Source organism: Streptomyces sp. NPDC060064 (genome assembly GCF_042736455.1).
Classification (GTDB): Bacteria; Actinomycetota; Actinomycetes; order Streptomycetales; family Streptomycetaceae; genus Streptomyces.
On record NZ_JBHWWF010000073.1, the window covers coordinates 1 to 17940 of the forward strand.

Below are 17940 nucleotides of genomic sequence, written 5' to 3' on the forward strand. Positions count from 1 at the left end.
GGCACCCCCCCGGGGGGGTGCCGCCGCCCTCATGCGTAGCCGCGGGCAAGCTGTAACGGCGTTACCGCGCGTCGGCGTCCGCCACCTCGTCCACGCCCCAGCCGGCCAGCAGCCGCAGCGACTCCGCCGCGCGTGTGCCGGGCTCCGCGTGGTAGGTGACCAGCGACAGATCGTGGTCGTCGGGCAGCCTCAGCGTCTCGTACGACAGGGTCATCTCGCCCACCAGCGGATGGTGCAGCCGCTTGGTGCCGTGACCCTTGTCCTGGACCGTGTGCGCGGCCCAGAGCTTGCGGAACTCCTCGCTCTTGACCGACAGATCGCCGATCAGCGGGGGCAGCTGCGGGTCATCGGCCGAGCAGCCCGCGTACATCCGCAGGAAGCTCACCACCTCGGTCGCCTTGCACTCCCAGTCGACGTACAGATCAGGCGCGTTGGGGTCGAGGAAGACGAGCCGGGCCATGTTCCGCTCCTGCGGCGGCAGTGCGGCGAAGTCGCCGAGCAGTGCGCGGGCCATGCGGTTCCAGCCGAGGATGTCGAGCCGGCGCCCGAGTACGTACGCGGGCACCCCGTCCATCGCGTCCATCAGCTGCTGCACCGCAGGCCGCAGCTGCTGCGGCCGGCCCATGCGCCGGTGCTTCTTCTGCTTCGGCTTGGCGAGGTGGCTGAGATGGTCCCGCTCGACGTCGGACAGGCGCAGGGCCCGCGCGATCGCGTCGAGCACCTCGGTGGACACATTGCGTCCGTTGCCCTGCTCGAGACGCGTGTAGTACGCGACGGACACGCCGGCGAGCTGCGCCAGCTCCTCGCGGCGCAGCCCGGGGACACGACGGTGGCGGCCCAGCTGTGGCAGGCCGACGTCCCCCGGCTGCAGCCGGGCACGGCGGGAGCGGAGGAATTCGCTGAGTTCGGCGCGCTGGTCCATACAGCCAAGTATTACCGGCCGGGGAGCCTGCCGATCCTGACCCTGTCAGTAGTACGCACACTGGTCGTAGGCACAACAGAGGGCTGGGTAAGTGCCGCGCCCGGCGGCAGGCTGGTAGCCATGACCACCACCGTTTCCGCATACGCCGCTCCCGCCGCCAAGGCGCCGCTGGAGCGGACCACCGTCCCGCGCCGCCCGGTCGGCGAGCACGACGTGCTCATCGAGATCAAGTACGCGGGCATCTGCCACTCCGACATCCACCAGGCCCGTGACGGCTGGGGCGAGGGCATCTACCCGATGGTGCCGGGCCACGAGATCGCCGGCATCGTCACCGAGGTCGGCCCCGGTGTCACGAAGTTCGGCGTCGGCGACCGGGTGGGCGTCGGCTGCATGGTCGACTCGTGCCGCGAGTGCGACAACTGCAAGGCCGGTCTTGAGCAGTACTGCTCCGGCGGCAACGTCGGCACGTACAACGCCCTCGACAAGAGCGGCGAGCCGACCTACGGCGGCTACTCCACCCACATCGTCGTCGACGAGGCCTTCACGCTGCGCATCCCCGACGGCCTGTCGCTGGACGTCGCGGCCCCGCTGCTGTGCGCCGGCATCACCCTCTACTCGCCGCTCGCCCATTGGAACGCGGGCCCCGGCAAGAAGGTCGCCATCGTCGGCCTGGGCGGTCTCGGCCACATGGGCGTCAAGATCGCCCATGCGCTGGGTGCCGAGGTGACCGTGCTCAGCCAGTCGCTGCGCAAGAAGGACGACGGGCTGAAGCTGGGCGCCGACCACTACTACGCGACGAGCGACGAGGCGACCTTCGAGGAGTTGGCCGGCAGCTTCGACCTGATCGTCTCGACGGTGTCCGCGCCGCTGCCGCTGGACGCGTATCTGCGTCTGCTGAAGACGGACGGCGCCTTTGTGAACGTGGGTGCTCCCGAGGAGCCCGTCTCGCTCAACCTGTTCTCTGTCATCGGCGGCCGCAAGAGCCTTGCGGGCTCGGGGATCGGCGGTATCCGGGAGACCCAGGAGATGCTCGACTTCTGTGCCGAGCACGGCCTGGGTGCGGAGATCGAGCTGATTCGCGCGGACCAGATCAACGAGGCGTACGAGCGGGTGCTGGCGAGCGATGTCCGCTACCGCTTCGTGATCGACACGGCGACGATCTGAGTCTCACCGGCTGACGATCTCTCACGGTCTCAACTGCGGCCCCGGCCGCACCGGATCAGCTTCGCGCGGATCCGGTGCGGCCGGGGCATCACTGCGTCCACCCTGCGTCCACCCTGCGATGGGCGGACGGCCGGACGGACGGCCGGGACCGGGCTTGAGAGCGCCCGGCCGGGGCCGACCGGTGCGGTGCACTTACCTCGCGGGTAATCGACGGTCTCCCGGTATCCCGGCACGATCGAAGACATCCGAACGAGCCCTGTACGGGCCGCGTACGAGCCCCGCACCAGGAGGACATCATGACCGCCTACGCCGTCGGCCACCTGCTTCCCGCCGCGCACCTGCACGACGAGATCTTCGTCTACATGGAGCGGATCCAGTCCACCCTCGACCCCTTCGGTGGCCGTTTCCTCGTCCACGGCGCGACCGTCGAACTCCGCGAGGGCGAGTGGCCGGGCGCGCTCGTCATCATCGGCTTCGCCGGCATGGAGGAGGCGCGCCGGTGGTACGACTCCGAGGCCTACCAGGAGCTTCTGCCGCTGCGCACCCGGCATATGGCAGGCGATGTGATCCTGGTCGACGGCGTCGCCCCCGGCTATGACGCCGCGGTCACCGCCGCCCGGCTCCGGGAGGCCCAGGCCATGGCGTCATAACCGGCATGGCCGTCATGACGACGATCTGCCGAAAGGCGGATGCCGCGCAGGCAGCCCGTCGCGATCCGCGCCGGGGCGACGTCTGTCCCCGGTCTCACTCCGGCGTATGGCAGGTCGCCTCCACGTTGTTGCCGTCCAGATCCCTGACGAACGCGCCGTAGTACGCGGGGTGGTACTCGGGCCGTACCCGTGGCTCGTGCAGTACCTCCGCCCCCGCCTCGACGGCAGCCGCGTGGAACGCCCGTACCTGTGCGCGGTCGGCCGCGACGAAGGCAATATGCACCTCGCGCGCCTGCCCCTCCGTCGTCACCGGGCCAATCCAGAAGGTCGGCTGCGTCGTGCCGTAACCGATCACCTGACCGAAGTCGAGCAGCCGTTTGCCGCCGAGCGGGGCCAGCACACGGTCGTAGAAGGCGGCGCTGGCCGCCGGGTCCGCCACTTGTACCGAGATGTGGTCAATCATGCGTCGAGCGTGGCACACGCCACTGACAATCGGCTGTCCACGTCGGCCGTCGGCTGAGCCGTCAGCAGCCCGAGCCGCTCGAACGCGACAGACGGTAGGGCGAGTCCAGCCGGTACTCGCCCGCCCGCGGCACGGTCAGCCGCGTCCACTCGCCCTCCTGCCGCAGACACGCCCCCTCCGCCCGCAGCCACGGCGAGTACGCGACCCGTACTGTCACCGATCCCGCCGCCGGCATCCGTACGACCAGCTCCGCGTCGTCGCCGCGGACCACCGTCGCCGGTGCGGCGGCCAGCGGAACCGCGTCCCGCACCCGGTAGACCGTCCACCCGCCGTCCTGCCACACCCGCTCCAGCCAGCCCGGCCCGCTCCTGACGATTGCCGCCTCGTCCTCGGCGGGCCCGTCGGGACGCCCGTGGTGCAGCACCACGAAGCCCACCGCCCAGCGGTCCAGCCACTGCCGGTATGTCGCCGGGGTCAGCGACCCGTCGTAGAAGAGCCGCCCGCGCTCCACATCCAGCTGCCGGTTCCAGCCGCGCGCCATATTGATGTGCGGGGCGAGGACGGTCGCCTCGCGGTGGTTGCGGGCGGGGACGACCTCGACGCGCGTGCGGTCGGCGCCCAGCCGCTGCAACTCCCGTACGACACCGTCGGTGTGCGCGGCCCACGCGGGCACCTCTCCGGAGACGACCAGATCGTCATCGGTTTTGTCGATCAGCCAGTACGTGTTCACGGCCAGCCCGATCGCGAGCACGGCCCGCAGAAGTCTGCCGAGTCCTCCCGCCAGCACCGCCGCGAGCAGCACCGGCGGTCCGACGAGAGCCAGCAGACGCTCGACGTTCGTGCCGATGGGCGAGGCTATGAGATAGGTGAGGACGACGCCGCCGCCGTACACCCCGGCCCCGAACCGCACGACCCGCCAGTCGCGCGGCGCCGCGATCGCCACGGCGGCGGAGACGGCCAGCGGCATCAACAGTTGCGCGGCTGCCATGGGCTGTTCGCCGTGGAAGGGGAAGAGCAGCGTCACCGCGCCCACCACGGCGAACGGCGGCAGCACGAGCGCGGCGCCCTTCCGCCACTGCCGGTCCAGCAGATACGCGGCCCCCGCCACCACCAGAAAGAGCCCGGCCACCGGACTGGCCATGGCAGCGAGCGCCGCGCAGACCACGGCGACGCCGGTCCTGCGTACGCACAGGACGGCGAGCAGCCCGATCGCGACGCCCAGTGCGAAGGTCGTACGACCGCAGGCGACATTGGACCAGAGGGCCAGTGCCCCGAGCGCGGCGGGCCAGCCGGGCCGCCGCACTCCGCTGCGTACGAAGAGGCAGGCCAGCACCCACGTTCCGGCCAGACCCGCGGCGACGGACACCGCGCGCACGCCGAAGACGGCCATGAGCGGGGGAGACAGCAGGCTGTAGTTGGCGGTGTGGGTGCCGCCGTACCAGGAGAGGTTGTACGCCGACATAGGGTGCCGTTCCATGAACCCCGCCCAGGCGAGCTGAGCCGCCAGGTCGCCGCCGCCGGTCGCGAGCCAGGCGGCCCACAGGACGTACAGCGGCACGACGACGGCCGTCGCGACGAGCGGGACGCGCCACCAGGGTGGTGCGTCCCGCTCGCCGACGTCAGTTCGTACGATCTCTGCCCGCTCGGTGATCCCCACGCCGCAAACCCTAATGGTGCCTCACGGCCGGACCGTGAGTTCCTCGGCGCGTGGCCAGGTGGCGAATGGTTCCTCCTCCAGGGAGTAGATCTCGAGCAGGGAGAGGTAGCCGTCCGCCACGAAGAGCAGTACGCCGCCGAGGCGGCCGTCGGTGGTGGTGACGTCCGCTTCGGCGACGGGATTCGCCGCGGCGGCTGCCGGCTCCACACCGTCGCGGGTGACCTCCAGCGAGACGGTGGCGCAGCCGCATCCGCACGGCTCGGTCGTCCGGGCGTAAGGGATCTGCCCGCGCAGTTCGGTGAATCCCGGCCGGTCGGAGGAGAGCAGCGCTGTGAGGACGGCGACCACGTCGTCCGGCAGGTCGCCCGATGCGTCATCCGGCACAGCTGATCACTCCGCCGGGGTCGGGCTGGTACAGCCAGTACACGAGGAAGCCGTGCACCGGCAGAAGCATCGCGGCGCCCACCGCACTCACACCCGCGACCCAGGTCATCGACCGGGTGCGCCGGACCAGCCGGTCCGTGAGGGACAGCGCGACGAGGCCGCACGCCAGTCCGCCGTACGCCGTGACGTACATCTGCCAGGAGACCGGCAGGCTGTGGCACTCGGCCCACTGCGCGGCCATGTGCGCGTCATCGGCGGCGAAGTAGCCGACGGTGGCGAGCAGACCGATGATGACCAACAGCGGTACGGCGGCGGTGCTCTTGGGCGTGGTGTTCTCGGGCGTGGTGTTCTCGGACATGGAGGCGACCATGGATTGATCATTCCTGATCGGGCGGGCGGCCGTCCGGCCGGATCTCAACTCCAGTCGCGGGCCAAGGAATTCGCAAACGCCGGTTGTGCGGGCCGGCGGCGTGTCAGGTGCATGCGGGGGACTACTGTCCTCGACCATGGCCGAACCCTGGTCACACGGTGTCGCTCGACTTCCGCCGGCTGTCGCCCGACCGTGTCGCCGCGTTGCTGAGCCAGGCCGGTCTCGTCGTGGACGCCCGGCTGCTGCGCGAGCCCGACGCGACCGAAAAGGTCCAGCAGGCCCACCTCTTGGCCCGCAAACCGGGGACGCCGTGGCCGTGGCCGTAGCCGTAGCCGTAGCGCCGCGCCTGTAGCAGCGCGCACCGATGCTCCCTCTCCGGGCATCGGCGGCGGATCATGTGATTTCGCAGGGGGCGGAACTCTGCTGCCACCCAGCCGACCGCAACGCTCCTACCCTGAGGAGGGTGAGCAGCCACGCGCCGAACCAAGTCCGCGTCATTCCCCTGCGCCCGGCCACAGCGGCGCCGACCCCCGGGACCAGAGAACCCCTGTGGCGGGACGTAGTTGGTGACGTCCTGCGCCGTCAGCGCCTCGCCCAGGAACGCACGCTCCAGGACGTGGCCGACGCCGCTCGGATCTCGATGCCGTATCTCTCCGAGCTCGAGCGCGGCCGCAAGGAGGCTTCGTCCGAAGTTCTCGCGGCCGCCGCCCGTGCATTGGGCCTCGGACTGGCCGATCTTCTCGCGCTGGCCCACGGTGAGCTTGCCCGCCCGGCTCGGGCGAGGCCGGCCCAGAGCGGCACCGCCCCCACCTCGGTCACCGCCCCCGCCTCGGTCACCTCGGTCACTTCGGTCGCCTCGGTCTCCTCGAGGCGCGACCGCAACTCCGGGCGCGCGGCGACCTCGCGGCACGGCGGAATGTGCCTCGCGGCCTGACAGACGGCCGTGCCCCCGCCGGGGCGACGGCCGCCGGGCACCGCGCACTTCAGCGCGTCAGGCAGGTGCGATCCGCCGGCTGAGTACCTCGTCGGCGAGCCCGTACGCGACTGCCTCCTGCGCGGTGAAGACCTTGTCGCGGTCCATGTCCGCGCGCAGGGTCGCGACGTCGTGGTGCGTGTGCCGGGACAGGACCTCCTCGACCTGGGAGCGGACCCGGAGCATCTCCTTGGCCTGGAGGCTGAGGTCCGAGACCGTACCCTGACGGCCGCCGCTCGCAGGCTGCCCCAACAGCACCCGGGCGTGCTCGAGAACGAACCGTCGCCCCGGGTCTCCGCCGGCCATGAGCACCGCCGCGGTCGAGGCCGCCTGCCCGACGCAGAACGTGGAGATCGGCGCGCCGACGAACGTCATCGTGTCGTAGATCGCCATGAGTGAAGTGAACGAGCCACCCGGTGAGTTGATGTAGATCGCGATCTCACGGTCCGGGCTGGACGACTCGAGGTGGAGCAGCTGGGCGATGACGACGTTCGCGACACCGTCGTCGATCTCGGTGCCGAGGAAGATGATCCGCTCGGACAGCAGCCGGCTGAAGACGTCGTACGACCGCTCCCCCTGCGGGGTGCGCTCCACGACGTTCGGGATCGTGTACTGGCCCATGTCAGAGCCCCACCCGTCGCCGCGGTCCGGCAGGGCGGACGTCGTCGAGCGACTCGACGACGCGATCGACCATGCCGTACTCCTTCGCCTGCTCGGCGGTGAACCACCGGTCGCGGTCCCCGTCCTGGGAGATCGTCTCCTCGGTCTGGCCGGTGTGCTCCGCGGTGATCCGCTCGACGGCCTTCTTCGTGAACTCGAGGTTCTCGGCCTGGATCGCGATGTCGGCGGCGGTCCCGCCGATGCCGGCGGACGGCTGGTGCATCATGATCCGCGCGTTCGGCAGCGCAAAGCGTTTCCCCGCCGACCCGACGGTGAGGAGGAACTGCCCCATGCTCGCGGCAAAGCCCATGGCGAGTGTCGAGACGTCGTTGGGGATCAGCCGCATCGTGTCGTAGATCGCCAGCCCCGCCGTCACCGACCCGCCCGGGCTGTTGATGTAGAGGCTGATGTCGGTCCTCGGGTCCTCCGCCGACAGAAGAAGCATTTGCGCGCACACCCGGTTCGCGGAGACCTCGTCCACCTGGGTGCCGAGGAAGACGATCCGCTGCGCGAGGAGTTGTGCGGCCAAGTGGTCGTCGAACCGCGTCGAAGGTGTGTCGCCCTCGGCGGCTCGTGGGTTCATGGCCGGGTCCCAGCCGGTGATGCGTGGGGACATCGGTCCTCCTTGTCGTGGCGCGGCTCGGGTCAGCCGCGGTCCCACCACCCTTCGCCCGCGGTCGTCGCTCCGTCAGCTTTCTTGGCCGGGAGCAGATTTGCTGACGGCAGAGGGGGGCGGGTGTCCCAGTCGTTGCCGAGCCCGGCGGGGGCGCTAGGTTGCGTCGGCTGACAACACGGAGTACGGGGGCGGGGATGGGACAAATAGGTCCGAGACGGGTGCTGGTCACGCTGGTGGCGCTGGGCGCGGGGGTCTTCCTTCTGGGCACCGGTCTGATGCGGTTGGAGACACGGCTGACGGGGGTGGCCGGACAGTTCCGCGCCGAGCGCTGCGAGATCTCGAAGTCCCGGCACGGCGACGACGGTCTGCTGTGCTCCGGATCCTTCGAGGCTGAAGACGGGGCCTTCCGGATTCCGCAGATCGAGGTCGAGACCACGTTCGACGAGAAGCCGACCGAGCCGGTGACCGCCACGGTCGACGGCCCCTCGGCCACGGTGGCAGTCGAGCACCGCCTCGGGGCCTGGCTGGCTCCAGGAGCAACCGGCCTGTTCTGCCTGCTCGTCGCCGCGTGGAACATCTGGTCGGCCCTGCGTCGCAGGCGAGGTACCGGCTCACCCACGGCGAGCGACACCGCGGAAGCGGGGCAGTCTCAGCAGTCCCCGGCCTGAGCGGGACGCGGGTGAAGCGGCCCCGGTCAGCGGCGATCGCGATCGGGGGCCGCTTTCGCCCTGCGCGGAGCGGCCGACTTCATCGGGATCTCTGGCGATCCTCGTCCTCGAAGTAGCGGAAGAACAGCACACTGACCGGCACTTGACAGCCGGATGCCCAGATAGGTGACGATCCGCTCAGTCGCGGCGTCGATCTCGCCCGCGATGATGGTCAGAGTATGGGTGCCGTTCAGTGCTTCCGGCGGACTGCCTCCGAATCACAGCGCGAACGCCTCGTCCAGCTCCGCCACGGATCGGCCTCAACGAGCTCCTCCAGCCCCGACTCCAGAGGCATCGGCCGCGTAGTGACCCGTACCGGCTTGTCGTCTACTCGCCACAGCCCGAATTCACGTGGCATCTCATGCTCCCCCAGACGGTCCGAGCCACTCGACGAGTCGAAGACGACGACGCTTCAGGTGCATGGCCGCCGCCTCATGCGCAGGCCCGACGACGTGGGATGAAACAGATACATGAGAATCGAGGCCCACCCATCGGCGCCTGATCCAGGGCGACGAGGCGGTATTGAGGCCACGAGGCGGAGGAGACGGGATGCTGACCGAGACCGAGTTCCGAACTGAAGATCTGGCTGGTGCGGACCGGTTCGACTTCTGGCGCGAGCGCATCGGCCGAACCCACGCGCCGCTGGACCTTCACAGCGAATACGCGGCAGATTACCGGGCACACCAGCGAGTACTGGAGCTCGGCGCGGTTCACGTCTGGCCCACGACCCACCAGGCCCTTCGATTTCGCCGGACCCCCAAGCTCATCCGCCAGTCCGATCCCGAGCAGTACCACATCGGGATCCCTCTGCACGGGACCAACCGGATCACTTGGGCCGACCAGAAAGCCGTGTACGGGCCTTACGAGATACAGGTCTTCGACAGCTCAAAGGCTTTCGAAGTCAACTCCGCCAACGGACCCGACCTGTTCTCGGGGATCGGGATCGAGGTCCCCAAGGCGTTACTGCACCTGCCGCAGAACAGGATGGACCGACTGTTCGCCCATGGAATGTCCGGACGGGAAGGGATTGGCACCCTGCTCGTACAGTTCCTCACTCAGCTGACGGAGGACACGAGCCCCTATCTGCCGTCCGACGGACCCCGTTTGGGAACGGTCGTGGTCGACCTGCTGTCCGCATTGTTCGCTCACACTCTGGACGCCGACCGCTCCCTTCCGCCGGAAACCCGTAGCCGGACTCTGGTGCTGCGTATTCGGTCCTACGTCCAACGGAACCTGCACGAGCCACGGTTGACCCCGCGTGCGATCGCCGCCGCGCACAACATCTCCACCAGCTATCTGCACCGCCTCTTCCAGACCGAGCACGAGACCGTCGCGGCCTGGATCCGCCACCAGCGCCTGGAACATGCTCGCCGCGACCTCGCCGACCCCGCGATGTGCTCCACCACCATCCACGCCATCGCCGCCCGCTGGGGCTTCACCCGCGCCGCCGACTTCACGCGCGCCTTCCGCACTGCCTACGGCATGCCACCCAAGGACTACCGACACCAAGCCCTCCACAGCCCTGAGTCGACCGCGTGGACTCATTGCTAAGAACTGTGGACGCTGTGCAAACGACTTCCGACGGTATCTCCGGCAGGCTGGCTGACAGCTGCCGCCGGGGAGGCGTCGGCTGACCACATTGGCTTCCGGCGCGGCAGACCACCGTGCTGAAGCGAGACGACCATCAAAGACAACAGGGGGATTTCCTTGCAGGTGCGACGTACTGTCACAACCATCGCCACCACCACCGTGCTCGGACTCGGCGTCCTGGCCGGCACGGCGCACGCCGACAGCCATCACCCGGCTTCGGCCGCGGAGCCCGTCACCACCATGGCAGGCAGCAGGACCTTCACCGCCCAGGTCGCCAAGATCGACCCCAGGACCGGCAAGCAGGCCAAGGCCCGCACCGTACTGTGCGAGTGGGACCACAAGGCGGCGTGGACTGCCGGTAACCCCACTAAGGTCACCGGCACCGCCAGCTTCTTTTGTGCGGCGGTCGGCCCCGACGGGCCTCAGATCACCGGGGAGATCCGGGCGCGCCTGCTCGACGGCATGAACGGAAGCACCGTTGCCGACGGCAAGTGGAGCTTCATCAACGCCATCGATCCGACTCCCACGGTCGCTGAGGTCACCGCCAAGGTCAAACGCCCCAAGAGCCTGTACGTGCAGAACGAGATGCACGGCGCGTTCATGACCCCGGGCTGGGTGTGGACGTCGCACCCGAAGGGCTGCTCCGGGGCTGCCACGCCGAATATCGTCTGCAACATCAACTCCTCGAAGTTCTCGGTCTGAGGGGACGTGTGAAGACGTCCCGTATCGCGTGGTCGCTGGGATGGCCGGGCTGATGGTTCTCATCGACTCGCCGACGGCGATGGCCCGGTCCGGCAGCATGCAGGGGGTTCGGGTCGGCTTCGAGTCTCGCGGTCACTGAGTGAGCCGCTGCCTGTGAGGGCCGGATCCTGCATGTGCGGGATCCGGCCCTCGGCGTCTCGGCTCACCTGGTCTCTTCGTCCCGGACATCCGCCCCGGGGAGCCTCCCCGCGATGTCCTGCAATGTCATGTCCCGTTACGGCCCACGGCGGGAACGCGAGGACTGCGGCCGTGATTCCGGGCTCTTCGCTGGTAGGCAGCGTATGAGCAGGTCCTTACCGCAGGAATGCTGCAGTGGTCGCCACGAACCGGTCGGCGTCGTCGAGCCATGGGTAGTGGCCTGCCCCCGACTGCACAACGAGCGAGGCATCAGGGAACAGGCCGGCAAGCTCGGCCACCGCCGGAGGGGGACTGTTCACGTCGAACTCCCCGGCGAGCAGGAGCACGGAGCCCTCATGGGAGGCGAGCGCCGCACGAGTGGTCTCCGTGTCGAAGGCGCCCTCGGCCGCGAAGAGAGCGACAGCTTCCTTGTTGCTCGGCGGGCCGGCCGCAGGGTGATTCTGTGCGGCGGCATCCCACCGGCCCCAGAAGAAGGGGGCGATGGCCTCCCGGTCGCTGCCCCTGCCCTCGATGATCGCCTCCAAGGCGGCGAACGCCGCCGGGAACCACGGTTCGCCCTTCCTGAGCTGCGCAAGCTCGCGCCGCATGGCTCCGGTGATCGTGATGCCGACGGCTGCGGAGCTGGGGGTGATCAGGGTCAACTTGCCGATGTTCTTCGGGTATCGGGCCGCGTACTGCACCGCGATGTTCGTGCCGGCGGAGTGGCCGAACAAGTCCATCCGGGTGAGTCCGAGGTGTTCGCGCAGGGCCTCGACATCGTCGACCAGACGATCGCAGCGGTAAGAGGCGGTGTCTTCGGGCATCGCGGATCGGCCGGTGCCGCGGAGGTCCAGAAGGATCAGCCGGCGGTGTGCGGACAGGCCGCCGAGGTCGCCGAGGTAGCTGGCGTCCGTGGGACCTCCCGGGATGCAGACGAGCGGGTCGCCGGCCCCGTGTACGCGGTAGGCGAGCTGGGTGCCGTCAGGTGCGGAGAAGGTAGGCATGGTGTGGAGCCTGTCAGCTATAACCGGGTTGTACAACCTGGTTATGGTGGCGGGTTCAGGCTATAACCGAGCTATGGCAGGCGAAGAGGACACGCGTCAGGACCCCGAGACGCTGACGGAGGAACAGGCCGAGCGGATGCTCGCCGACATGAACGACGTCATCCGTGCAGGGGAGGAGATGCGGAAGCTTCGCGCCGAAATGATCAAGCTGTTCGCCGGCTTCGGCTGGACCCAGGACAGAATTGCCCGGCTCACCGGCATGAGCCAGCCCGCCGTGTCCAAGCAGGTGGCGAAGTACGGGATTGGCGAGCCACTGCCGCCGATGGGGCTCTCCCTCGACCAGTACGACACCCCATGGCTCGAAGGACGCCTGTGGGGCCTCGCCGAGGAAATCTCCGAGATCTTCGACGACACCGCCCGCTGCACCCGCTACGTCAACGCCATCGCCCGGGGGAAGAAGCGCTTCACGCCCCAGAACGTCGACGAGCTGCGACGCCTCGTCGAAGAGGACCTGAGGCTGCACCGGGCAGAGATGCCTCGCAGCTACCAGGACGCGTACGACAAGATCAGCCGTGGTCTCGATGTCCCCTCGAAGGTCACCACCACCACCGCATCGGCCTCCGTGCGGCGCGCCCTCGGTTACCAGATCCAGCGTGACCGACTCCGGGCCGATTCCTGAGCCTTCAATCTTGGACCTCCCGCGCCGGCCCTGGACCGGACTGTCACGCTCGAAGGGAACGTCACCTTCACCCTTCCCACCGGCACGTGGGATCAGGTCGAGGAGCCGGTCAACTACCGCACCGAGACGACGGCTTTCACGGGCCCACTGCTCCAACTCGGCGAGGGGGAAGTGCTCTTCCCCGGCTCTTCATCCCGTACGTCACAGCCGAGGCACGAGAAGAGGGGAGGACGTCGGGGCTAGGCGGAGGCAGCGTGCCGGATCGGCGCTCCTGCCTGGTGGAGGCTGGCAAGGGCCTGTCGGTAGGAAGTGATCAGGCTGGTCTCCAGGTAGTTCACTCCCAGGTCCTGGCAGTGGCGGCGGACGATTGCCTGTGCCCTGCGCAGATGCGGGCTGGGCATGCTGGGGAACAGATGGTGCTCGATCTGGTAGTTCAGTCCGCCGAGTGCGACGTCAGTGAACCATCCACCGCGGACATTGCGTGAGGTGAGCACTTGGCGCCGCAGGAAGTCGGGGCGGTCATCGCCGGTCAGGATCGGCATGCCCTTGTGGTTGGGGGCGAAGATCGAGCCCAGGTAGACCCCGAACAGGCACTGGTGAACCACAAGGAACGCCATGGCCATGCCGAGCGGCAGCACCAGGAACAGGGCGCCCAGGTAGAGGGCGAAGTGGGCGAACAGCAAACTTCCTTCCGCCACGCGGTTCTTGAGCGAGCGGTCGGCCAGCGACTTCACACCTGACAGGTGCAGGTTGAAGCCCTCGAGAGTGAGGAGAGGGAAGAACAGGAACGCCTGAAAGCGGCCGAGCAGACGGGGCAGCCCTCTTGCGGCGTGGGCCTGATTCTGCGACCAGACCAGGATGTCGGGGATGAGGTCGGGGTCCAGTTCCTCATGATTGGGGTTGGCGTGGTGGCGCGTGTGCTTGTCCTGCCACCACCCGTATCCCATCCCGATTCCGGCGTTTCCGGCGATACGGCCAGTTCGTTCGCTGGCCTTACGGAGCCGGAACACCTGCCGGTGCGCCACGTCGTGCGCGAGGAGCGCAACCTGGCCGAAGACGACGGCGAGGAACGCCGCCACCGCGAGCGTCCACCAGCTGTCGCCGACGAGGACGAACGCGATCCACCCGCAGACGTAGAGGGCAGCGACCGCAGCGATCCGGGCCGCGTAGTAGCCCGGGCGTCGACCCATCAGGCCGGCGTCGGCAATCTTCTTCGACAGCCGGGCGAAGTCACTCCCCGCCCCTTGTCGGATTTCAGGCGAAGGAGGGTGAGCGGTCTGCGAATCCATGGAACGAGCTCCCTCAACGGGTGTCGGATGCGGTCGGCACTGACGGCCACAGTGGTCAGGAACGACCTCGCCCCGTATGAATCGGCCGTCGCTGCCGGGAGGAAAGGCCCTGTCGGAGGGGCACCGTCCACGCAGCAGGCCGACTATTCAGAGGGTCTCGGCGCGCACACCGCGCGCATGTCAGCCACCGCAGGCTCCCCGAACATGACGGGCCCCTTCCAGGGCACACGGGTCACAGCGACCGACTCACTCCCTTCAACGAGTGAAAGTCACCTCAGGTTCCCGGGACACGAGCCGACACCTCAGCCGCGGGCTCACTGTCGTGTGGATTGACTCGCTCAGTGCCATGGTGGAGACCCCCCATTTCCCGTCTGCCCACCGTCGCCAACAGGAACAGAGGGCGAGTACGTGCCCGGCGGTGGCATGGAGATGACCGACTTGCTCCCCGGCGCAGCGGTGCGCGAGGTCAGGGAGGAGCCGGGTCTCGTTGTGGAGATCACCGGCCTTGTCGGCACTACACGGATCCCCGATGATTGACCCACGTCAAGCCTCGTTCACAGCCCTTTCTGCGGCTGGCACACCTCGCGGGATCAACGTTGCCAAGGGCGACCGCTTTGGCACTGCCGCCAGGTGCGGCTTTAGCTACCCTCCCGTAAGGGTGAGCTGCGGGGCCCGAGCCGGTTGCCTTTGACGAGTGGATATGCGAGACGGCAGTTGCTGGATAGAGTCGTCTCGTTACAACTGGTTGTGGGGACAACCAATGTGCCCTTCGGCTGCCAACGTCCTGGGGAGGGCCTGCAGCTCATGAGTCGTCGCTCTACTGGTTCTGTCGGCGTGTGGGCCGAGATGCAACGGCAGCAGCAGCGCCAGCTGGAAGCCGAAGCCAGACAGCGGAGACAAGAAGCTCAGCAAGCGCGGGCCTACCAGCGACGAGTTGCCCAGAGCCACCGCGAGTACAGGCAGGCAGAGGCGCTACGTCGCACGGAGGAACTGGACGCACGGGTTGCGTCACTGCAAGCTCTTCTCGCATCGGGTTGCCAAGCCCCGGCTTTCAGGGCTTCCTCACTCATACGACATGAGGAGGTCCAGCCCTTCTCCCCGGGACCGTTGGCGCAGCCCGTGCCCATGCCGGATTTCAATCAGTACCAAACTCAAAGCGGTTGGACCGCGAGTCGCCGGGTCCAGGCGCAGGCCGAAGCACAGGCGCGCTTCGAGCGGGACTGGCACGCTGCCCAGGCCGCGGAGGCTCAACGACAGCAGCAGCTGGCGTCGTACCAGCGGCAGTACCAGCAGTGGGCCGATGCTCAGTTGGCCGAGGTACGTTCGCACAACGCCGGCGTCGTCGCGGTAACCGAAGGCGTAAGGCGCGGGGATCCCGATTCCGTGGTCGAGTACTTCTCCGCCGCTCTCTACGCCTCAACGGCGTGGCCTGAAGGATTTCCGCGTCAGGTTGCGGCAGCCTACGACCCGGCAGCCCGGCAGTTGGTGCTGGATTGGGAGTTGCCCGCCTACAGCATCGTCCCTGAGATCAAGTCCGTTCGGTACATGTCCGGGGTCGATCAGGACAAGGAAACCCCCCGTCCGGTGGGCCAGCGTCGAGCTCTGTACAGGGAGGTGCTCGCGCAGTGCATGCTGCTTGTATTGCACGAACTCTTCGCCGCAGATGAGCTGGGTGCGCTTGAGTCGGTGGCCTTGAACGGGTTCGTCGATGGACACGACCCTACGACGGGCCGACCGGGCCATATCTTCCTCGCAACTGTCATGGCCTCGCGCTCTTCATTCCGCGACCTGCACCTGGCACAGGTGGACGCAGGTGGTTGCCTGGCTGACGCCCTGCGAGGGCAGCTCTCAGCCAGGCCGGACCAACTCACACCAGTACGGCCGGGTCGGCGGCCGCAAGATGTCGGGAACCGCGTTGTCGCCCACGGCAGCGATGAGGAACCGGACCTGTACGACATGGATCCGGTCGCATTCGAGAACCTTGTCGCCGATCTCTTCCGGGCCATGGGGATGCAAGCGGTGACGACCCAACGCTCAAACGACGGGGGTGTGGACGTCGACGCCCTGGATCCGGCACCGATCCGAGGCGGCAAGATCGTCGTGCAGGTGAAGCGCTACCGCAACACGGTGCCTCCCACCGCCGTTCGTGACTTGTACGGGACTGTCCAGGACGCCGGAGCCAACAAGGGTGTTCTCGTGACGACATCAGGGTTCGGCCCTGGCTCACACACCTTCGCCAACGGCAAGCCGCTGGAACTCATCTCGGGCACTGAGCTCGTCGACCTGCTGCATCGTCATGGGCTGCGTGGGCGACTGGGCGAGGGCGGTCGTCAAGCCGCTGCGCAGCCGAGACCGTCGAGTCCGGACACTCGTTTGCCTGACGACTACAACGTCCTGGGCATGTCGTGGACGGGAAGCGTCGCCTTGGACGTGTGTGCTCTCGTCTGCCGTGGCAACCGCGTCCTCAGCGACGATCACTTCGTCTTCTTCAACAACCCACAGACACCGGACGGCTCAGTACGTGCGCTTCCTGCCGCTGCGCCGGACAAGGCCGCGATCTGCGTCTCCTTCGACGGACTGCCGGAGGAGGCTGATCGGTTCGCACTCGTGGCCGCTATCGACCCAGAGGTCAACCCGGACGCCGATCTCTCCGGCTTCACTGACGCCTGCATCCGGCTGCTCGATCCGGGCATGGCGGAGCTGGGGCGGCTTGAGGTCTCTGACGGCCGGCCGCACGAGACTGCCTTGGTACTCGGCTCCTTCCGCCGAAGGTCCAACGGAGACTGGGACTTCGTCCTCGGTGGCAAGGGCTACACGGGCGGCCTGGAGGAACTCGTTCAGGATTACGGCATCGCGGTGGACTAGATCAGCGAGTCCGGGTGCCGCTAGTGCTGAGGACACGTCCGGGACGTGATCCACCGGTTCAACGAGATCGCCCTGGCCTGCTTGGACCCTCAGTGGGCGGGAGGCCGTCCCCGCCTGCTCAGCGATGACGACGAGGACTTCGTCATCGCGACGGCCACCACCCGCCCGGCCAGGCTGGGCCAGCCCTTCACTCGCTGGTCGCTGCGCAAGCTCGCCGCCTACCTGCGCAAAGTCCACGGCCGTGTGATCCGTATCGGCCGCGAGGCATTAGGCGGCCTGCTCGCCCGCCGCGGGGTGACCTTCCAGCGCATCCAGACCTGGAAAGAATCACCCGACCCCGAGCGCGACACCAAGCTCGACCGCATCGAACACGTCCTGGAACGCTCCCGGACCGGGCCTTCGCCTTCGACGAGTTCGGCCCGCTGGGAATCCGGCCCACCGGCGGCAGCTGCTGGGCCGAGCAGACCGTCCCGACCGAGTGCCGGCCACCTACCACTGCACCCACGGGGTGCGACAGTGATCACCAAGGCCATGGATCTCTCCACCGGAATCGGCTCCGTCCGGCCCCAGCAGCGCGCGAACGAGTTCCTGCTCAGGCTTCAGCGGCACCGGACGATCGCGCCCGTCGCCGAGCTGCTGGACCGGCCATGTGATCATTCAGCGGCGCTGCGGGCGATCCAGTCCAGGCCGGCTGCCGAGCCCGCGACGATGGGCACCGCGTTGATCTCGAGGTTCTTCCATGGATGGTGTTCCAGCAGATGCGCCTCAAGTTCGGGGTATCGAGCCGCCGTTGTCTGACGATGTGCTTCGCAAGTCCATGCCCGAGGGCGGGTATCCAAGGGTGGCTAACCTCGGGCTTTCACGAGGGGCGCTCCGGTAGGTGATCGAGAAAGTAGAAAGTGCCTCTGAGCTGCAACGACAGGACGTGCTGAGGGTCCTGTACGTGGTAGCGGAAGAGGCACTTCCCAGGTGAAGGTGCGACACGAGGTCGCGTGTGTTGAGTGGATGCTCTTGGAGAGGGGGTCGGCGATGTCGCCGACGACAGGGTAATCCCGGGTCCGTGTCCGA

General features: G+C 68.1%; 19 protein-coding genes and 2 pseudogenes. 11 read left to right on the forward strand and 10 right to left on the reverse strand.

Annotation, left to right across the window (positions count from 1 at the left end; translation table 11 throughout):
• Positions 1 to 61: 61 nt before the first annotated feature.
• Positions 62 to 922 (reverse strand): helix-turn-helix transcriptional regulator, encoded by an 861-nt coding sequence (locus ACFWDI_RS39670; protein WP_385311830.1) that lies wholly within the window; start codon positions 920 to 922, stop codon positions 62 to 64.
• Positions 923 to 1042: 120 nt separating this feature from the next.
• On the opposite strand from ACFWDI_RS39670, the gene ACFWDI_RS39675 reads away from it, so the two are divergent.
• Together ACFWDI_RS39675 and ACFWDI_RS39680 are read left to right on the forward strand one after the other, a co-directional pair.
• Positions 1043 to 2086, forward strand: a complete 1044-nt coding sequence (locus ACFWDI_RS39675; RefSeq protein WP_385311832.1) for an NAD(P)-dependent alcohol dehydrogenase — start codon at positions 1043 to 1045, stop codon at positions 2084 to 2086.
• Positions 2087 to 2382: 296 nt separating this feature from the next.
• Positions 2383 to 2736 (forward strand): DUF1330 domain-containing protein, encoded by a 354-nt coding sequence (locus tag ACFWDI_RS39680; RefSeq protein ID WP_385311834.1) that lies wholly within the window; start codon positions 2383 to 2385, stop codon positions 2734 to 2736.
• A 94-nt stretch (positions 2737 to 2830) separates the two neighbouring features.
• Here ACFWDI_RS39680 and ACFWDI_RS39685 read toward each other — a convergent pair whose 3' ends face one another.
• The 4 genes from ACFWDI_RS39685 to ACFWDI_RS39700 form a co-directional block, all read right to left on the reverse strand.
• Complete coding sequence (locus tag ACFWDI_RS39685; protein WP_385311835.1) at positions 2831 to 3199, reverse strand: VOC family protein; 369 nt, start codon at positions 3197 to 3199, stop codon at positions 2831 to 2833.
• Between the two features lie 61 nt (positions 3200 to 3260).
• Positions 3261 to 4832: a hypothetical protein gene (locus ACFWDI_RS39690; RefSeq protein WP_385311858.1), complete on the reverse strand. Its 1572-nt coding sequence runs from the start codon at positions 4830 to 4832 to the stop codon at positions 3261 to 3263.
• 45 nt (positions 4833 to 4877) lie between these two features.
• Positions 4878 to 5240: a hypothetical protein gene (locus tag ACFWDI_RS39695; protein WP_385311837.1), complete on the reverse strand. Its 363-nt coding sequence runs from the start codon at positions 5238 to 5240 to the stop codon at positions 4878 to 4880.
• A complete protein-coding gene (locus tag ACFWDI_RS39700; protein WP_385311839.1) occupies positions 5230 to 5598 on the reverse strand; it encodes a hypothetical protein in 369 nt (122 codons plus the stop codon). Before ACFWDI_RS39700 ends, ACFWDI_RS39695 begins: the two co-directional genes overlap by 11 nt.
• A gap of 170 nt (positions 5599 to 5768) precedes the next feature.
• Between ACFWDI_RS39700 and ACFWDI_RS39705 the strand changes: the two genes are divergently transcribed.
• A complete protein-coding gene (locus tag ACFWDI_RS39705; protein ID WP_385311841.1) occupies positions 5769 to 5936 on the forward strand; it encodes a hypothetical protein in 168 nt (55 codons plus the stop codon).
• Between the two features lie 137 nt (positions 5937 to 6073).
• Complete coding sequence (locus tag ACFWDI_RS39710; RefSeq protein WP_385311842.1) at positions 6074 to 6544, forward strand: helix-turn-helix domain-containing protein; 471 nt, start codon at positions 6074 to 6076, stop codon at positions 6542 to 6544.
• A 57-nt stretch (positions 6545 to 6601) separates the two neighbouring features.
• On the opposite strand, the gene ACFWDI_RS39715 is transcribed toward ACFWDI_RS39710, so the two are convergent.
• A complete protein-coding gene (locus ACFWDI_RS39715; protein ID WP_385311843.1) occupies positions 6602 to 7204 on the reverse strand; it encodes a ClpP family protease in 603 nt (200 codons plus the stop codon).
• A 1-nt stretch (position 7205) separates the two neighbouring features.
• Positions 7206 to 7859: a ClpP family protease gene (locus ACFWDI_RS39720; RefSeq protein ID WP_385311844.1), complete on the reverse strand. Its 654-nt coding sequence runs from the start codon at positions 7857 to 7859 to the stop codon at positions 7206 to 7208.
• A gap of 194 nt (positions 7860 to 8053) precedes the next feature.
• Between ACFWDI_RS39720 and ACFWDI_RS39725 the strand changes: the two genes are divergently transcribed.
• The 3 genes from ACFWDI_RS39725 to ACFWDI_RS39735 all read left to right on the forward strand — a co-directional run bounded on the left by ACFWDI_RS39725 (position 8054) and on the right by ACFWDI_RS39735 (position 10858).
• A complete protein-coding gene (locus ACFWDI_RS39725; RefSeq protein ID WP_385311845.1) occupies positions 8054 to 8527 on the forward strand; it encodes a hypothetical protein in 474 nt (157 codons plus the stop codon).
• 588 nt (positions 8528 to 9115) lie between these two features.
• Positions 9116 to 10117 carry a helix-turn-helix domain-containing protein gene (locus tag ACFWDI_RS39730; RefSeq protein WP_385311846.1) on the forward strand — a complete coding sequence of 334 codons (1002 nt, stop codon included), beginning with the start codon at positions 9116 to 9118 and terminating at the stop codon, positions 10115 to 10117.
• A gap of 162 nt (positions 10118 to 10279) precedes the next feature.
• A complete protein-coding gene (locus ACFWDI_RS39735; RefSeq protein WP_385311848.1) occupies positions 10280 to 10858 on the forward strand; it encodes a hypothetical protein in 579 nt (192 codons plus the stop codon).
• A gap of 353 nt (positions 10859 to 11211) precedes the next feature.
• Here ACFWDI_RS39735 and ACFWDI_RS39740 read toward each other — a convergent pair whose 3' ends face one another.
• Positions 11212 to 12039: an alpha/beta fold hydrolase gene (locus ACFWDI_RS39740; RefSeq protein ID WP_385311850.1), complete on the reverse strand. Its 828-nt coding sequence runs from the start codon at positions 12037 to 12039 to the stop codon at positions 11212 to 11214.
• A 73-nt stretch (positions 12040 to 12112) separates the two neighbouring features.
• Here ACFWDI_RS39740 and ACFWDI_RS39745 point away from each other — a divergent pair, with 73 nt between their 5' ends.
• Complete coding sequence (locus ACFWDI_RS39745; RefSeq protein ID WP_385311851.1) at positions 12113 to 12718, forward strand: sigma-70 family RNA polymerase sigma factor; 606 nt, start codon at positions 12113 to 12115, stop codon at positions 12716 to 12718.
• A 239-nt stretch (positions 12719 to 12957) separates the two neighbouring features.
• Here the strand turns inward: ACFWDI_RS39745 and ACFWDI_RS39750 are convergent, their stop codons facing one another.
• Positions 12958 to 14007 carry a fatty acid desaturase family protein gene (locus ACFWDI_RS39750; RefSeq protein WP_385311852.1) on the reverse strand — a complete coding sequence of 350 codons (1050 nt, stop codon included), beginning with the start codon at positions 14005 to 14007 and terminating at the stop codon, positions 12958 to 12960.
• A 408-nt stretch (positions 14008 to 14415) separates the two neighbouring features.
• On the opposite strand from ACFWDI_RS39750, the pseudogene ACFWDI_RS39755 reads away from it, so the two are divergent.
• From ACFWDI_RS39755 to ACFWDI_RS39765, 3 genes and pseudogenes are all read left to right on the forward strand, one after another.
• Positions 14416 to 14537, forward strand: a pseudogene (locus tag ACFWDI_RS39755) (NUDIX domain-containing protein); the annotation flags it as partial.
• 274 nt (positions 14538 to 14811) lie between these two features.
• The gene (locus ACFWDI_RS39760) at positions 14812 to 16872 is read left to right on the forward strand and encodes a restriction endonuclease (RefSeq protein WP_385311853.1); all 2061 of its coding nucleotides are present in this window, start codon (positions 14812 to 14814) and stop codon (positions 16870 to 16872) included.
• Between the two features lie 45 nt (positions 16873 to 16917).
• Positions 16918 to 17386 (forward strand): annotated as a pseudogene (locus tag ACFWDI_RS39765) (helix-turn-helix domain-containing protein); the annotation flags it as partial.
• Positions 17387 to 17525: 139 nt separating this feature from the next.
• On the opposite strand, the gene cutA reads toward ACFWDI_RS39765, so the two are convergent.
• Positions 17526 to 17711: a divalent cation tolerance protein CutA gene (gene cutA, locus ACFWDI_RS39770; RefSeq protein ID WP_385311856.1), complete on the reverse strand. Its 186-nt coding sequence runs from the start codon at positions 17709 to 17711 to the stop codon at positions 17526 to 17528.
• Positions 17712 to 17940: the final 229 nt, after the last annotated feature.

Excerpts from the sequence above, each read along its gene's own strand:
- ACFWDI_RS39670 (WP_385311830.1), bottom strand. The coding sequence starts at position 922 with ATGGACCAGCGCGCCGAACTCAGCGAATTCCTCCGCTCCCGCCGTGCC.
- ACFWDI_RS39675 (WP_385311832.1), top strand. The coding sequence starts at position 1,043 with ATGACCACCACCGTTTCCGCATACGCCGCTCCCGCCGCCAAGGCGCCG.
- ACFWDI_RS39680 (WP_385311834.1), top strand. The coding sequence starts at position 2,383 with ATGACCGCCTACGCCGTCGGCCACCTGCTTCCCGCCGCGCACCTGCAC.
- ACFWDI_RS39685 (WP_385311835.1), bottom strand. The coding sequence starts at position 3,199 with ATGATTGACCACATCTCGGTACAAGTGGCGGACCCGGCGGCCAGCGCC.
- ACFWDI_RS39700 (WP_385311839.1), bottom strand. The coding sequence starts at position 5,598 with ATGTCCGAGAACACCACGCCCGAGAACACCACGCCCAAGAGCACCGCC.
- ACFWDI_RS39715 (WP_385311843.1), bottom strand. The coding sequence starts at position 7,204 with ATGGGCCAGTACACGATCCCGAACGTCGTGGAGCGCACCCCGCAGGGG.
- ACFWDI_RS39720 (WP_385311844.1), bottom strand. The coding sequence starts at position 7,859 with ATGTCCCCACGCATCACCGGCTGGGACCCGGCCATGAACCCACGAGCC.
- ACFWDI_RS39725 (WP_385311845.1), top strand. The coding sequence starts at position 8,054 with ATGGGACAAATAGGTCCGAGACGGGTGCTGGTCACGCTGGTGGCGCTG.
- ACFWDI_RS39730 (WP_385311846.1), top strand. The coding sequence starts at position 9,116 with ATGCTGACCGAGACCGAGTTCCGAACTGAAGATCTGGCTGGTGCGGAC.
- ACFWDI_RS39740 (WP_385311850.1), bottom strand. The coding sequence starts at position 12,039 with ATGCCTACCTTCTCCGCACCTGACGGCACCCAGCTCGCCTACCGCGTA.
- ACFWDI_RS39745 (WP_385311851.1), top strand. The coding sequence starts at position 12,113 with ATGGCAGGCGAAGAGGACACGCGTCAGGACCCCGAGACGCTGACGGAG.
- ACFWDI_RS39750 (WP_385311852.1), bottom strand. The coding sequence starts at position 14,007 with ATGGATTCGCAGACCGCTCACCCTCCTTCGCCTGAAATCCGACAAGGG.
- ACFWDI_RS39760 (WP_385311853.1), top strand. The coding sequence starts at position 14,812 with ATGAGTCGTCGCTCTACTGGTTCTGTCGGCGTGTGGGCCGAGATGCAA.